Source organism: Pseudomonas sp. Pf153, from assembly GCF_001269775.1.
GTDB lineage: Bacteria > Pseudomonadota > Gammaproteobacteria > Pseudomonadales > Pseudomonadaceae > Aquipseudomonas > Aquipseudomonas uvaldensis.
Window position 1 is genome coordinate 55796 of sequence record NZ_LHVL01000016.1, and the last position, 13814, is coordinate 69609.

At 61.8% G+C, this 13814-nt stretch carries 13 protein-coding genes; 10 read left to right on the forward strand and 3 right to left on the reverse strand.

Features of this window, described 5'->3' with window-relative positions; translation table 11 throughout:
• Nucleotides 1–90: 90 nt before the first annotated feature.
• The 4 genes from AD666_RS11330 to AD666_RS11345 all read left to right on the forward strand — a co-directional run bounded on the left by AD666_RS11330 (nt 91) and on the right by AD666_RS11345 (nt 3613).
• On the forward strand, nt 91–888 hold the full coding sequence (locus AD666_RS11330; RefSeq protein ID WP_053151740.1) for a hydroxymethylpyrimidine/phosphomethylpyrimidine kinase: 798 nt from the start codon (nt 91–93) through the stop codon (nt 886–888).
• 17 nt (nt 889–905) lie between these two features.
• Complete coding sequence (gene thiE, locus AD666_RS11335) at nt 906–1532, forward strand: thiamine phosphate synthase (protein ID WP_053151742.1); 627 nt, start codon at nt 906–908, stop codon at nt 1530–1532.
• Between the two features lie 23 nt (nt 1533–1555).
• Nucleotides 1556–2839: a glutamate-1-semialdehyde 2,1-aminomutase gene (gene hemL / locus AD666_RS11340; RefSeq protein WP_053151744.1), complete on the forward strand. Its 1284-nt coding sequence runs from the start codon at nt 1556–1558 to the stop codon at nt 2837–2839.
• A gap of 219 nt (nt 2840–3058) precedes the next feature.
• Nucleotides 3059–3613: a tetratricopeptide repeat protein gene (locus AD666_RS11345; RefSeq protein WP_053151746.1), complete on the forward strand. Its 555-nt coding sequence runs from the start codon at nt 3059–3061 to the stop codon at nt 3611–3613.
• A gap of 121 nt (nt 3614–3734) precedes the next feature.
• Here the strand turns inward: AD666_RS11345 and AD666_RS11350 are convergent, their stop codons facing one another.
• Entirely contained in the window at nt 3735–4064 is a 330-nt protein-coding gene (locus AD666_RS11350) for a DUF1820 family protein (protein WP_027617776.1), read from the reverse strand.
• 132 nt (nt 4065–4196) lie between these two features.
• On the opposite strand from AD666_RS11350, the gene miaB reads away from it, so the two are divergent.
• The 5 genes from miaB to lnt all read left to right on the forward strand — a co-directional run bounded on the left by miaB (nt 4197) and on the right by lnt (nt 9620).
• The gene (miaB, locus tag AD666_RS11355) at nt 4197–5525 is read left to right on the forward strand and encodes a tRNA (N6-isopentenyl adenosine(37)-C2)-methylthiotransferase MiaB (RefSeq protein WP_053151748.1); all 1329 of its coding nucleotides are present in this window, start codon (nt 4197–4199) and stop codon (nt 5523–5525) included.
• 205 nt (nt 5526–5730) lie between these two features.
• Nucleotides 5731–6738: a PhoH family protein gene (locus AD666_RS11360; RefSeq protein WP_053151750.1), complete on the forward strand. Its 1008-nt coding sequence runs from the start codon at nt 5731–5733 to the stop codon at nt 6736–6738.
• Entirely contained in the window at nt 6731–7189 is a 459-nt protein-coding gene (gene ybeY / locus AD666_RS11365) for an rRNA maturation RNase YbeY (RefSeq protein ID WP_053151752.1), read from the forward strand. Before AD666_RS11360 ends, ybeY begins: the two co-directional genes overlap by 8 nt.
• A 40-nt stretch (nt 7190–7229) precedes the next feature.
• Nucleotides 7230–8069, forward strand: a complete 840-nt coding sequence (locus AD666_RS11370; RefSeq protein WP_053151754.1) for an HlyC/CorC family transporter — start codon at nt 7230–7232, stop codon at nt 8067–8069.
• A gap of 27 nt (nt 8070–8096) precedes the next feature.
• Nucleotides 8097–9620, forward strand: coding sequence for an apolipoprotein N-acyltransferase (gene lnt / locus AD666_RS11375; protein ID WP_053151756.1), 1524 nt, complete (start codon nt 8097–8099; stop codon nt 9618–9620).
• Between the two features lie 68 nt (nt 9621–9688).
• Here lnt and AD666_RS11380 read toward each other — a convergent pair whose 3' ends face one another.
• Nucleotides 9689–10450 carry a YdcF family protein gene (locus AD666_RS11380; protein ID WP_053151758.1) on the reverse strand — a complete coding sequence of 254 codons (762 nt, stop codon included), beginning with the start codon at nt 10448–10450 and terminating at the stop codon, nt 9689–9691.
• Nucleotides 10451–10552: 102 nt separating this feature from the next.
• On the reverse strand, nt 10553–10873 hold the full coding sequence (locus AD666_RS11385; RefSeq protein WP_053151760.1) for a hypothetical protein: 321 nt from the start codon (nt 10871–10873) through the stop codon (nt 10553–10555).
• Between the two features lie 292 nt (nt 10874–11165).
• On the opposite strand from AD666_RS11385, the gene leuS reads away from it, so the two are divergent.
• Nucleotides 11166–13772 (forward strand): leucine--tRNA ligase, encoded by a 2607-nt coding sequence (gene leuS / locus AD666_RS11390; protein WP_053151762.1) that lies wholly within the window; start codon nt 11166–11168, stop codon nt 13770–13772.
• The last annotated feature ends 42 nt before the right edge of the window (nt 13773–13814 follow it).

Here is a 13814-nt window from a genome sequence, read left to right on the forward strand (position 1 = left end):
ACCAAGCGATCTTTCTGTGGGAGCGAAGCTCACTCCACAATTGACTTCGCTTACGCTCCAGCGGCAGGTTTGGTGGTAAGCTCGCGCACCATGAATACCTACAGCTCTCGCCCCGTTGTCCTCTGTCTCTCCGGCCACGATCCCAGTGGTGGCGCCGGCTTGCAGGCAGATATCGAAGCCCTGCTCGCCCAGGGTTGCCATGCCGCCCCGGCCGTTACCGCGTTGACCGTGCAAGACACAGTGAACGTGAGCGATTTCCGCGTCCTCGATCGGGAGTGGGTCCTGGCGCAAGCCAATGCCGTGCTCAACGATTCGCCGGTGGCGGCGGTCAAGCTGGGCATGCTCGGTTCACTGGAAATGGTCGACACGGTGGTCGAACTGCTCCTGGCCCACCCGCACCTGCCCATGGTCTGCGATCCGGTACTGCGCGCTGGCGGTGGCGGACGGCTGGGCAAGGATGAAGTCGGCTACGCCATGCGCGAACGCTTGCTGCCCCTTTCGATCATTGCGACCCCCAACCTGCCCGAAGCCCGCATCCTCGCTGAACTGCCCGAAGGCAGCGCCGATGAATGCGCCGAAAAACTGTTGCCCTTCGTCAAGCACCTGTTGATCACCGGTGGCCATGGCGACGAACATGAAATCCACAACCGCCTGTACAGCCGTGACGGTCGTCGCGAAACGTTTACCTGCCAGCGTCTGCCCGGCAGCTACCACGGTTCCGGCTGTACCCTGGCCAGTGCCCTGGCCGGTCGGCTGGCACAGGGCGAACAGCTCGTCAGCGCCGTGCGGACAGCCCTGGATTACACCTGGCGCACCCTGCGCGATGCCGAACAACTGGGCAAAGGCCAGTTCGTGCCGCGCCGCCTGCCGCTGGATTTCTGCTCTTAATATCGGAGGGCTGCTGCATGAAACTACGTGGCCTTTACGCCATCACGGATAGCCAACTGCTGGCCGGCAAATTCCTGGCCTATGTCGAAGCGGCGCTGGAAGGTGGTGTCACCCTGCTGCAATACCGTGACAAGAGCAGCGATGACGCCCGGCGCCTGCGTGAAGCCGAAGCGCTGCGCAATCTGTGCGAACGCTACAAGACCCAACTGATCATCAACGACGACGCCGAGTTGGCTGCGCGCCTGGGCGTCGGCGTGCATTTGGGACAGACCGATGGTCCGCTGGCACCGGTGCGGGCACTGCTCGGGCACAAGGCAATCATCGGTTCCACCTGTCATTCCAGCCTGGAGCTGGCCGAACAGGCCGCGAGCGAAGGCGCCAGCTATGTCGCCTTCGGGCGATTCTTCAACTCCAACACCAAGCCCGGCGCCCCCAGCGCAAACCTTGAACTGCTGGAGCAGGCCCGTATCAAATTGCATATACCCGTCTGCGCCATTGGCGGTATCACACTGGATAACGCCGCCCCGCTGGTGGCCCATGGTGTCGACCTGCTGGCAGTGGTCCATGGCTTGTTCGGCGCCGACAGCACCACCGAGGTGACGCGCCGCGCCCGCGCATTCAACGATCTGTTGCAGATCCACTAATTTCCGCTTTCGAGAGACCGACCATGTCCCGTTCCGAAACTCTGTTTGCCAACGCCCAGAAACACATCCCCGGCGGCGTGAACTCCCCCGTCCGTGCGTTCAAGAGCGTCGGCGGCACCCCGCTGTTCTTCAAACACGCCGAAGGTGCGTACGTAACGGACGAAGACGACAAGCGCTACGTGGACTACGTCGGTTCCTGGGGGCCGATGATCCTGGGCCACAGCCATCCGGACGTGCTGGACGCCGTACGCCGGCAGCTGGAACACGGCCTGTCCTACGGCGCCCCGACCGCCATGGAAACGGAGATGGCCGACCTGGTCTGCTCCATCGTGCCGTCGATGGAAATGGTGCGCATGGTCAGCTCCGGCACTGAAGCCACCATGAGCGCCATCCGTCTGGCGCGCGGCTACACTGGTCGCGACAGCATCATCAAGTTCGAAGGTTGCTACCACGGCCACTCCGACAGCCTGCTGGTCAAGGCCGGCTCCGGCGCGCTGACCCAAGGCGTGCCCAGTTCCGCCGGTGTGCCAGCGGCGTTTGCCAGGCACACCCTGACCCTGCCCTTCAACGACCTGGAAGAAGTCGAGAAGATGCTCGGCGAAGTCGGCCAGGAAGTGGCCTGCATCATCGTTGAGCCAGTGGCAGGCAACATGAACTGCGTGCCACCGGCACCGGGCTTTCTGGAAGGCCTGCGCAGCCTGTGCGACCAGCATGGCGTAGTGCTGATCTTCGACGAAGTGATGACCGGTTTCCGCGTAGCCCTCGGCGGCGCCCAGGCGCACTACGGCGTGACACCGGACCTGAGCACCTTCGGCAAAATCATCGGTGGCGGCATGCCGGTGGGCTGCTTCGGAGGCAAGCGTGCCATCATGGAATGCATCGCGCCGCTGGGTCCGGTCTACCAGGCCGGCACTTTGTCGGGCAACCCACTGGCCATGGCCGCCGGCCTGACCACCTTGCGCCTGATCAGTCGCCCCGGCTTCCACGCCGAACTGACCGACTACACCACCCGCCTGCTCGACGGTTTGCAGATCCGTGCCGACGCGGCCGGTATTCCGTTCGTGACCACCCAGGCCGGCGGTATGTTCGGGCTGTATTTCAGTGGTGCCGACGACATCGTGACGTTCGAAGACGTAATGGCCAGCGATGCAGACCGCTTCAAGCGCTTCTTCCATCTGATGCTGGAGGGTGGCGTCTACCTGGCGCCGAGCGCATTCGAGGCCGGCTTCACCTCCATCGCCCATGGCGAGGCCGAGCTGAAAATCACCCTTGATGCCGCCGAACGCGCCTTTGCCGCACTGAAGTAAGCCTGTGGATAACTGACGCTGGCTTACACCAGCGTCAGCTATTGACGACACCCCCCAGCCCTTTTTCCTACGTCTTTACCCCTGTAGCAGCCATTGGCATGCCTCGGCAGCAGAAAAACGAGTAAAGACTTTGTAAGGATGGCCCTGCTTATTTCATAATGCGCGCTTATTGGATCCCCCCGGAGGGTCCGCGCGCCCCTCAGAGGTAAGTCGATTCCCATGAACCGCACCGGCCGCACCCTTGCCCTGGGCTGCCTGTTGCTCCTTCAGCCCCTGCTCGCGAACGCACAGGCAGGCGGCAACTCGTTGTTGATCCCGGCAATGGGCCGTTGCACGCTCAACACCCAGCCACAAGATCTCGCACCGGCGCTCGACGCCTGTCGAAAAGCCGCGGACGCAGGCGATGCGCAAGCGCAATACGAGTTGGGCGAGTTCTACTACGAAGGCAAGGCGGCGCCCCGCGACCTCAAACAAGCCCTCGACTATTTCGAAAAAGCCTCGCTGCAAGGCCATGCCCAGGCACAGTTCAAGTTGGGCGGCATGTTCTTCCATGGTGAAGGCGTACCCGCCAATAATGTCCAGGCCTACATCGTACTGAAGATGGCAGCCGTCAACGGCGCTGAAGAAGCCCTGGACACCGCCGACGAAGTCGCCGAGCAGATGCCCCGGGACGAGCTGGAAGTGGCGACCCAGGTGCTGGGGCAGATCTTCCGCAAATACCTGATGGAACTGCAGAACGCCGATGGGCGTACACCGTTCTCGCCATTGCCCTGATTATTGCTCTGGCTCTACAGGCCCTTTCGCGAGCAAGCCCGCTCCCACACAGGATCTCGGGTGCAGTCCATTAATGTGGGAGCGAGCTTGCTGGCGAATGAAGGCAACTCGGTTTTAAGTCTTACTTCTCAGGCATCGGCATCGGAAACGGCATGACATTGCCGACCCCGCCACGGGCCTCGCTGATCTTCGGCGTGCCCAGGCGCTCGACCTCGTCGATACGCACGATCGAATGCATCGGCACGAAACTGCGCACCACGCCTTCGAATTGCGCCTTGAGCTTTTCTTCGCTCGGGTCGACCACAACCTGCGTGCGCTCACCAAAGACGAACTCCTCGACTTCCAGGAAGCCCCACAGATCGCTCTGGTAGATCTGCTTGGCGTACATCTCGAACACCTGGCCCTGGTTGAGGAAAATCACCTTGTAGATTGGAGCTTCACGTTTGGTCATGGCGGGCGAAACACATCGGCGGGTAAAAATGAGGGCGCAAACTATAGCATGCCACTGCTCGCGCTGCGGTAGGAACCTGGGGACTTGTTCCCTATAATGCGCGGTTCTTTGAATCACGTGAGACTCAGGTCCATGGCCAAGAAGCTTTACATCGAAACCCACGGTTGCCAGATGAACGAGTACGACAGCTCGCGCATGGTCGATCTGCTGGGTGAACACCAGGCCCTGGAAGTCACCGCCCGCGCCGAAGATGCGGACGTGATCCTGCTCAACACCTGCTCGATCCGCGAACGTGCCCAGGACCGGGTTTATTCCCAGCTCGGCCGCTGGCGCGAACTGAAGCAGGCCAACCCGGAAATGGTCATCGCCGTGGGTGGCTGCGTCGCCAGCCAGGAAGGTGCAGCCATTCGTGACCGTGCGCCCTATGTGGACGTGGTTTTCGGCCCGCAGACCCTGCATCGCCTGCCGGAGATGATCGACGCGGCACGCATCACCAAATTGCCGCAAGTGGACGTCACGTTCCCGGAAATCGAGAAATTCGACCACCTGCCCGAACCCCGTATCGACGGCCCGAGTGCCTACGTGTCGGTGATGGAAGGTTGCAGCAAGTACTGCACGTTCTGCGTGGTGCCCTATACCCGGGGCGAGGAAGTCAGCCGGCCGTTCGACGACGTGATCGCCGAAATCATTCACCTGGCGGAAAACGGCGTGCGCGAAGTGACGCTGCTGGGGCAGAACGTCAATGGCTATCGCGGCCTGACCCATGATGGACGCCTGGCGGACCTCGCCGAGCTGATCCGCGTGGTGGCTGCGGTAGATGGCATCGACCGCATCCGCTACACCACCTCCCATCCTCTGGAATTCTCCGACAGCCTGATCCGTGCCCATGCTGAGGTGCCGGAACTGGTCAAACACCTGCACTTGCCGGTGCAATCGGGCTCGGACCGGATCCTCGCAGCCATGAAGCGCAACCACACGGCGCTGGAGTACAAATCCAAGCTGCGCAAACTGCGGGCGGCGGTGCCAGGCATCTGCATCAGCTCGGATTTCATCGTCGGCTTCCCGGGTGAAACAGAGAAAGACTTCCAGCAGACCATGAAGCTGATCGAAGACGTGGGCTTCGACTTTTCCTATTCCTTTGTCTACAGCCAACGACCGGGCACTCCGGCGGCGGACCTGGCGGATGACACCCCCGAAGAACTGAAAAAGGAACGGCTCAACGCCCTGCAGCACCGCTTGAATCAGCAAGGTTTCGAAATCAGCCGACAAATGGTCGGTACCATCCAGCGGATCCTGGTAACCGATTACTCGAAGAAAGACCCGGGCGAATTGCAGGGAAGGACTGAAAACAACCGCATCGTCAACTTCCGCTGCGACACCCCGGCCCTGATCGGCCAGTTCGCCGACGTGCACATCGATTCCGCGCAACCGCACTCCCTGCGGGGTTCCCTGATCCAGTAGCCACACCATTCCCTGTGCGAGCGGGCTTGCTCGCGATAGCGGTGGATCAGTTGATGCAAATGTCGACTGACACTCAGCCATCGCGAGCAGGCTCGCTCCCACAGGGATGGTGTCGGGCCCTGTGATCGTTTAAGACCTTTCGCACCCAGCCTACTGGCGTTATCCTTGATTTCATCTCAATTGCCCCGGGCGGCTAAAAACGACCTTGAACGCACCCATCGAACCTCATCGTTTCATTCTCGAGCCCTTTGAGGCTCGCCGCTTCGCCAATCTGTGCGGGCAGTTCGACGAGCATCTGCGCTTGATCGAACAGCGCCTGGCCATCGAAATCCGCAATCGCGGAAACCAGTTCGAGCTGATCGGCGAACCCAAGCACACCACCTCCGCGGAAAACCTGCTGCGCCGCCTCTACCGGGAAACCAAGGGGAGCGAATTGTCGCCGGACACCGTCCACCTGTTCCTGCAGGAGTCGGCGGTCGAGGAACTCGACAATCACGCCCCGTCGGAACCCGCCGTGGCCCTGCGCACGAAAAAAGGCATGATTCGCCCTCGCGGCTTGAATCAGCAGCGCTACGTGAAGGAAATCCTGGGCAACGACATCAACTTCGGCATCGGCCCGGCCGGCACCGGCAAGACCTACCTAGCCGTGGCTTGCGCCGTGGACGCCCTGGAGCGTGAACAGGTGCGGCGCATCCTGCTGGTGCGTCCGGCGGTCGAAGCCGGGGAAAAACTCGGTTTCCTACCCGGGGACCTGACCCAGAAGATCGACCCGTATCTGCGCCCGCTCTATGACGCCCTGTATGAAATGCTCGGCTTCGAACATGTCGCCAAGCTGATCGAACGCCAGGTCATCGAAGTCGCGCCGCTGGCCTACATGCGTGGTCGTACGCTGAACAACAGCTTCATCATCCTCGACGAAAGCCAGAACACCACCGTCGAACAGATGAAAATGTTCCTGACCCGGATCGGCTTCGGCTCCACTGCGGTCATCACCGGGGATATCACCCAGGTCGACTTGCCCCGCGGCACCAAATCCGGGCTGAACCATGTGATCCAGGTGCTCAAGGAGGTCCCGGGCATCAGCTTCACGCATTTCCTGCCCAAGGACGTCGTGCGGCATCCGCTGGTGCAACGCATCGTCGAGGCCTACGAGCGCTTCGAGCAACGCGCCGAGGACTCGCATGAAAGCAAAGGCAGCCGCCACGATGCTTGAACTCGACCTGCAACTGGCCAGCGAACATGAAGCTCCCAGCGAAGCACGTTTCCGACAATGGTGCGAGCTGGCCCTGCGCCAGCGCAGCGCCGACTCGGAGCTGACGATCCGCCTGGTGGACGAGCCCGAGGGGCGTGAGCTGAACCACACCTGGCGACAGAAGGACTACGCCACCAACGTGTTGTCGTTCCCCGCCGACGTCCCCGATGAACTGCTCGACATCCCGCTGCTGGGTGACCTGGTGATCTGCGTCCCGGTAGTGGAGCGTGAAGCTGCCGAACAGGGCAAGGCACTCGAGGCCCACTGGGCCCATCTGGTGATTCACGGCTGCTTGCATCTTCTGGGCTACGACCATATCGAAGATGACGAAGCCGAAGAAATGGAAGCACTGGAACGGACGTTGCTTGCAGAGTTGGGGCATCCCGACCCTTACGCCGGCGACGAACACTGATACATCAACCTGTAACGATAAAGGATTCAGAGTAATCGCTATGAGCGAAGATCGATCGAGCAACGGGCAGAAGTCATGGCTGGGCAAGCTCACCCAGGCTTTTGCCCATGAGCCGAAGAATCGCCAGGAGCTGCTGGAGCTGCTGCGCGACGCACACCAGAACAAATTGTTGGACAGCGAAGCGCTGGCCATCGTCGAAGGCGCCATCCAGGTCGCTGACCTGCAGGTCCGGGACATCATGGTCCCACGCTCGCAGATGATCAGCATCAAGGCGACCCAGACGCCCCGCGAATTCCTGCCAGCCGTGGTTGATTCCGCCCACTCCCGTTACCCGGTGGTCGGCGAGAGCCATGACGACGTCATGGGCGTTTTGTTGGCCAAGGATCTGCTGCCGTTGATCCTTCAGGAAAATGGCGACAGCTTCAATATCAAGGATCTGTTGCGTCCGGCCACGTTCGTGCCCGAATCCAAGCGCCTCAATGTGCTGCTGCGCGAATTCCGCGCCAATCACAACCACATGGCCATCGTCATCGACGAGTATGGCGGCGTGGCAGGACTGGTCACCATCGAGGACGTGCTCGAACAGATCGTCGGCGACATCGAGGATGAGCATGACGTCGAGGAGGACAGTTACATCAAACCTCTGCCCAGTGGCGACTTCCTGATCAAGGCGCTGACGCCTATCGAGAATTTCAACGAGTTCTTCGACAGCGAGTTTTCCGACGACGAATTCGATACTGTCGGCGGCCTGGTGATGAGCGCATTCGGACACCTGCCCAAGCGCAACGAAACCACGGAAATCGGTTCCTGGCGTTTCCGCATCCTGAACGCCGACAGTCGTCGGATTCATCTGCTGCGCCTGTCCCCCATTGCCCGATAAACCCTGCGAGACCCGCTAAGGACGAAAATGCGCTGGATAACCCGCCCCGGCTGGCCCGGTAACCTGCTGGCCGTGGCGGCCGGCGCCATCACCACCCTGGCCCTGGCCCCCTTCGACATCTGGCCGCTGGCGTTGCTGGCGGTAGGGTTGTTCTACGCGGGGTTGCGCGAGCTTTCGCCGCGCCAGGCCCTCGGCCGTGGCTGGTACTTCGGCTTTGGCCTGTTTGGCGCCGGCACCAGTTGGATCTACGTCAGCATCCATAACTTCGGCGGCGCCTCGGTGCTGCTGGCCGGGTTGCTGATGCTGCTGTTCATTGCCGCCATCGCCTGGTTCTTTGCCCTGCCCGCCTGGCTGTGGGCGCGCTGGTTGCGGCGCAACGAAGCGCCGTTAGCCGACGCCCTGGCGTTCGCTGCGCTGTGGTTGGGCCAGGAAGCCTTCCGCGGCTGGTTCCTCACCGGCTTCCCATGGCTCTACTCCGGCTACAGCCAACTCGACGGCCCTTTGGCCGGTCTCGCGCCGCTGGGCGGGATGTGGCTGATTTCTTTCACCCTGGCCCTGACCGCCGCACTGCTGTACAACGCACCCCGGCTGATCCGCGCCAGGCGCAAAGGCTTCATCGCCGCCGGCCTGATGCTGCTGGTCGGCCCCTGGATTGTCGGCATGGCGCTTAAAGAGCATGCCTGGACCAGCCCTTCGGGCGCACCGCTGAGCGTCGCGGCGATCCAGGGCAACATCGAACAAAACATGAAATGGGATCCGGAACAGCTCAACGCGCAGTTGGCCCTGTACCGGGACATGAGTTTTACCTCCAAGCGCGCCGACCTGTTGATCTGGCCGGAAACGGCAGTCCCGGTGCTCAAGGAGTCCGCCCAGGGCTACCTGGACATGATGGGCAGCTTCGCCGCCGAGCGGCAGTCGGCGTTGATTACCGGCGTGCCGATTCGCCAACTGGTGCGCCATGAGAAGCGTTACTTCAATGGCATCACTGTGACCGGCGAAGGCGATGGCACCTACTTGAAGCAAAAGTTGGTGCCCTTCGGCGAATACGTGCCCTTGCAAGACATCCTGCGTGGCCTGATCGCGTTCTTCGATCTGCCGATGTCGGACTTCGCTCGAGGCCCTGCCGACCAGCCGCTATTACAGGCCAAGGGTTACCACATCGCGCCGTTCATCTGCTACGAAGTGGTCTATCCGGAATTTGCCGCCAACCTCTCGGCACGCAGCGACCTGCTACTGACCATCAGCAACGACACCTGGTTCGGCACCTCGATCGGCCCGTTGCAACACCTGCAAATGGCGCAGATGCGGGCCCTGGAAGCTGGCCGCTGGATGATTCGCGCCACCAACAATGGCGTGACCGGCCTGATCGACCCCTTTGGGCAAATCACCGCAAAGATCCCTCAATTCGAGCGAGGCATCCTCTATGGCGACGTGGTGCCGATGCATGGATTGACACCGTACCTGCAATGGCGCTCGTGGCCATTGATCATCCTGTGCGTGTTGCTGGTGGGCTGGGCGCTGATGGCGGGCCGGATGGCCAAGACGGTCTAAGGCCTTTCCCCCCTGTGGTGAGGGGATAAATCCCCTCGCCACAGATAAACAACTCATCACGAAGCCGTTCAGCGATAGAACAACCAATACCCCACCAGCCCCGCCGCCTCGTTCATCAACTGCCCGGACTGCCAGATCGCCTTGAACTCCGGCATCCAGCCGCCCAGCGGCCGGGCATTGTCCTGCCCCAGAAAGCCAACCGGCGCCGGCAGTACGTCAAACCCGGCCCGCTCGAAACTCCAGACCGCCCGTGGCATATGCCATGCCTGGGTCACCACCACGACACGCTGGATGCCCTCCGGTAACAGGACCTCTGCGCTCATCCGGGCATTTTCCCAAGTCGTGCGGCTGCGTTTTTCCTGCCAGCGCACCGTGACGCCGAAATCTCCCTGCATCGAATCGGCCATCAATTCGGCTTCACTGGGCGGGCTGCCATAGTGCAAGCCGCCCGTCACCAGCACCGGCAACCCCGACGCCTTGGCCAGCCGCGCGGCATAACGCTGGCGCTCCAGGCCGACACCGGTGGGTTGGTCGGCTCCCCAGGCCAGGTCACCACGTTCGCGGCCAGCACCCAATATCACGATGGCATCGGCGCGCTGGGCCAGGGTTGCCCAGTCGCTGCGAGGCAACGGTGGCTCGCGCTCCAGCGCCTTGGCGCTCCACTGTACGACCACGGGCAGGCTCATCAGCCAGAAACCGCCCAGGCCGACGAAAAAACACAGGCGAGCCAGGCGCGGCCGAGTGTTTCGCCACCACCAGGCAAGCACCAGCAGTAGTAAAAGAAGGCCGGGAGGTAATAAAAGTTGTTTGATGAAATAGCGAAACGGCATCGGGCATCTCCATAGATGCCCGAAGCCTAGGTGGGTTGACGCAGAGCGACAACAGATTCGAAGGACCTTGAATCAAAAAAAGCAAAACGCGTGAACCCGGCCTTACTTGAACTGCAACGACCGGACTTTTACAGCATCCTTGTCAGGCGTACGATCCTTGAGCCAGACAACCTTGGCCGAACGGGGCGCATCGAGACGCTGGATGACCTGGGCCCCGCTTGTGCGGGCCTGATGCCCGACCTGCTCAAGGTAAGCCTTGACCAGTTCGAACTCCGCAGGGCTCAAGCCCCGCAGTTCCAGCTCTACCGGACGCTCATTGCGCAAGCGACCGGCAGTTCTTGCGGCGTCCAGGGCCACCCCGAGACGATCGATCAGTTTTTCATACAACTCCGGTGTAGCGACTTCTCGTTGTGATTCAACCATCCCTCACCTCATTGAAGATAAGACTCACTCCCCATTGAGAAGCTTAGCTTCGCTGTGCAAACCGGCAGGACGCCGCGACCAACGGCCCTGAACGCTCGCCGGCGCCGGCTGTCGGCACGGTCCGACACGCAATCAGGGTTTCCCTCCGCGGAGTGCGCTCATGTATGCTACGGCGCTTCCTGTAACTCCACTTCCAGCTTGGCTGGGCATAGAAAGCGCCGCATCCGGCGTCGTTCGCGTCCAGCATGGCAATGAAGAGGATTGGGCCACCCCATTCAGTACAAAAGTAGCCATGCACGAACACTACCAGCCCCGTGAAATCGAAGCCGCCGCCCAGTCTTTCTGGGACGAGCAAAAGTCCTTTGAAGTCAGTGAACAGCCAGGCAAGGAAACCTACTACTGCCTGTCGATGTTCCCTTACCCCAGCGGCAAGCTGCACATGGGGCACGTGCGCAACTACACCATCGGCGACGTGATTTCCCGTTACCAGCGCATGCAGGGCAAGAACGTCCTGCAACCCATGGGCTGGGACGCCTTCGGCATGCCGGCGGAAAACGCCGCGATGAAGAACAACGTGGCGCCCGCCAAGTGGACCTACGAGAACATCGCCTACATGAAGTCCCAGCTGCGCAGCCTGGGCCTGGCGGTGGACTGGTCCCGCGAAGTGACCACCTGCAAGCCCGACTACTACCGCTGGGAACAATGGCTGTTCACCCGCCTGTTCGAAAAAGGCGTGATCTACCGCAAGAACGGCACCGTGAACTGGGACCCGGTGGACCAGACCGTACTGGCCAACGAGCAGGTGATCGACGGACGCGGCTGGCGTTCCGGCGCGCTGATCGAAAAACGCGAAATCCCGATGTACTACTTCAAGATCACCGCCTACGCGGATGAACTCCTGGAGAGCCTCGACGAGCTGACCGGCTGGCCCGAGCAGGTCAAGACCATGCAACGCAACTGGATCGGCAAGTCCCGGGGCATGGAAGTGCAGTTCCCGTACGATGTCGCCTCCATTGGCGAAGCCGGTACCCTGAAAGTTTTCACTACCCGCCCGGATACGCTGATGGGCGCCACCTACGTCGCCGTCGCCGCCGAGCACCCGCTGGCGACCCTGGCGGCACAGAACGACCCCGCGTTGCAGGCGTTCATCGCCGAATGCAAGGGCGGCAGCGTCGCCGAAGCCGACGTCGCCACCCAGGAAAAGAAAGGCGTACCGACCTCACTGTTCGTTGAGCACCCGCTGACCGGTGAAAAACTCCCGGTATGGGTGGCCAACTATGTGCTGATGCACTATGGCGACGGCGCTGTGATGGCCGTCCCGGCCCACGACGAGCGCGACTTCGAATTCGCCCACAAGTACAACCTGCCGGTCAAGCCTGTGGTCCGCACCAGCGCCGGTGACCAGACCCCGGCACCCTGGCAGGACGCCTATGGCGAACACGGCGAGTTGATCAACTCCGGCGAGTTCGACGGCCTGGACTTCGCCGGTGCGTTCGACGCCATCGAAGTGGCGCTGATCAAGAAGAACCTGGGTGCCTCCCGCACCCAGTTCCGCCTGCGCGACTGGGGCATCAGCCGCCAGCGTTACTGGGGCTGCCCGATTCCGATCGTACACTGCGACACCTGCGGCGACGTACCGGTGCCGGAAGACCAGTTGCCCGTGGTCCTGCCGGAAGACGTCGTACCCGACGGTGCCGGCTCGCCCCTGGCGCGCATGCCTGAATTCTATGAATGCAACTGCCCGAAATGCGGCGCACCGGCCAAGCGTGAAACCGACACCATGGACACGTTCGTCGAGTCCTCCTGGTACTACGCCCGCTACGCCTCGCCGCGCTACGAAGGTGGCCTGGTGGACCCGGTCGCCGCCAACCACTGGTTGCCGGTGGACCAGTACATCGGCGGCATCGAACACGCGATCCTGCACCTGCTCTACGCACGCTTCTTTCACAAGCTGATGCGCGACGAAGGCCTGGTCACCTCCAACGAGCCGTTCAAGAACCTGCTGACCCAGGGCATGGTGGTTGCCGAGACCTACTATCGCCGCGAGGCCAACGGCGCCTACACCTGGTACAACCCGGCGGACGTGGTACTGGAACGCGACAGCAAGGCCAAGGTCATCAGCGCCAAGCTCATCGCCGACGGCCTGCCGGTGGAAATCGGCGGCACCGAGAAGATGGCCAAGTCGAAGAACAACGGCGTCGACCCCCAGTCGATGATCGATCAGTTCGGCGCCGACACCTGCCGCCTGTTCATGATGTTCGCTTCGCCACCGGACATGAGCGCCGAATGGTCCGACTCGGGCGTCGAAGGCTCGCACCGCTTCCTCAAGCGCGTCTGGCGCCTGGCTCAGGCTCACGTCAGCCAGGGCCTGCCGGGCAAGCTGGACATCGCCAGCCTGAATGACGAACAGAAGGCCATCCGCCGCTCGATTCACCTGGCCATCAAGCAGGCCAGCCATGACGTCGGCCAGAACCACAAGTTCAACACCGCCATCGCCCAGGTGATGACCCTGATGAACGTCCTGGAAAAAGCCGCCCAGGACACCGAACAGGATCGTGCACTGGTCCATGAAGGCCTCGAAGCTGTGACGCTGCTGCTGGCACCGATCACGCCGCACATCAGCCACGAACTGTGGCGTCACTTGGGCCACACCGCCCCCGTGATCGATGCCGGCTGGCCAGTGGTGGACGAGAGCGCACTGGTGCAGGACAGCCTGACCCTGGTCATCCAGGTCAACGGTAAGCTGCGCGGACAGATCGAAATGCCGGCCACCGCCACTCGCGAAGAAATCGAAGCCGCCGCACGGGTCAATGAAAACGTGTTGCGCTTCGTCGACGGGCTGACGATCCGCAAGGTGATCGTCGTGCCCGGCAAACTGGTCAACATCGTCGCAAGCTAATTGGATCGGGCGCCGGGCCAGGGCCAGGCGCCGAATATGACC

Excerpts from the sequence above, each read along its gene's own strand:
- AD666_RS11370 (WP_053151754.1), top strand. The coding sequence starts at position 7,230 with ATGAGCGAAGATCGATCGAGCAACGGGCAGAAGTCATGGCTGGGCAAG.
- hemL (WP_053151744.1), top strand. The coding sequence starts at position 1,556 with ATGTCCCGTTCCGAAACTCTGTTTGCCAACGCCCAGAAACACATCCCC.
- miaB (WP_053151748.1), top strand. The coding sequence starts at position 4,197 with ATGGCCAAGAAGCTTTACATCGAAACCCACGGTTGCCAGATGAACGAG.
- lnt (WP_053151756.1), top strand. The coding sequence starts at position 8,097 with ATGCGCTGGATAACCCGCCCCGGCTGGCCCGGTAACCTGCTGGCCGTG.
- AD666_RS11385 (WP_053151760.1), bottom strand. The coding sequence starts at position 10,873 with ATGGTTGAATCACAACGAGAAGTCGCTACACCGGAGTTGTATGAAAAA.
- AD666_RS11330 (WP_053151740.1), top strand. The coding sequence starts at position 91 with ATGAATACCTACAGCTCTCGCCCCGTTGTCCTCTGTCTCTCCGGCCAC.
- AD666_RS11345 (WP_053151746.1), top strand. The coding sequence starts at position 3,059 with ATGAACCGCACCGGCCGCACCCTTGCCCTGGGCTGCCTGTTGCTCCTT.
- ybeY (WP_053151752.1), top strand. The coding sequence starts at position 6,731 with ATGCTTGAACTCGACCTGCAACTGGCCAGCGAACATGAAGCTCCCAGC.
- AD666_RS11350 (WP_027617776.1), bottom strand. The coding sequence starts at position 4,064 with ATGACCAAACGTGAAGCTCCAATCTACAAGGTGATTTTCCTCAACCAG.
- thiE (WP_053151742.1), top strand. The coding sequence starts at position 906 with ATGAAACTACGTGGCCTTTACGCCATCACGGATAGCCAACTGCTGGCC.
- leuS (WP_053151762.1), top strand. The coding sequence starts at position 11,166 with ATGCACGAACACTACCAGCCCCGTGAAATCGAAGCCGCCGCCCAGTCT.
- AD666_RS11380 (WP_053151758.1), bottom strand. The coding sequence starts at position 10,450 with ATGCCGTTTCGCTATTTCATCAAACAACTTTTATTACCTCCCGGCCTT.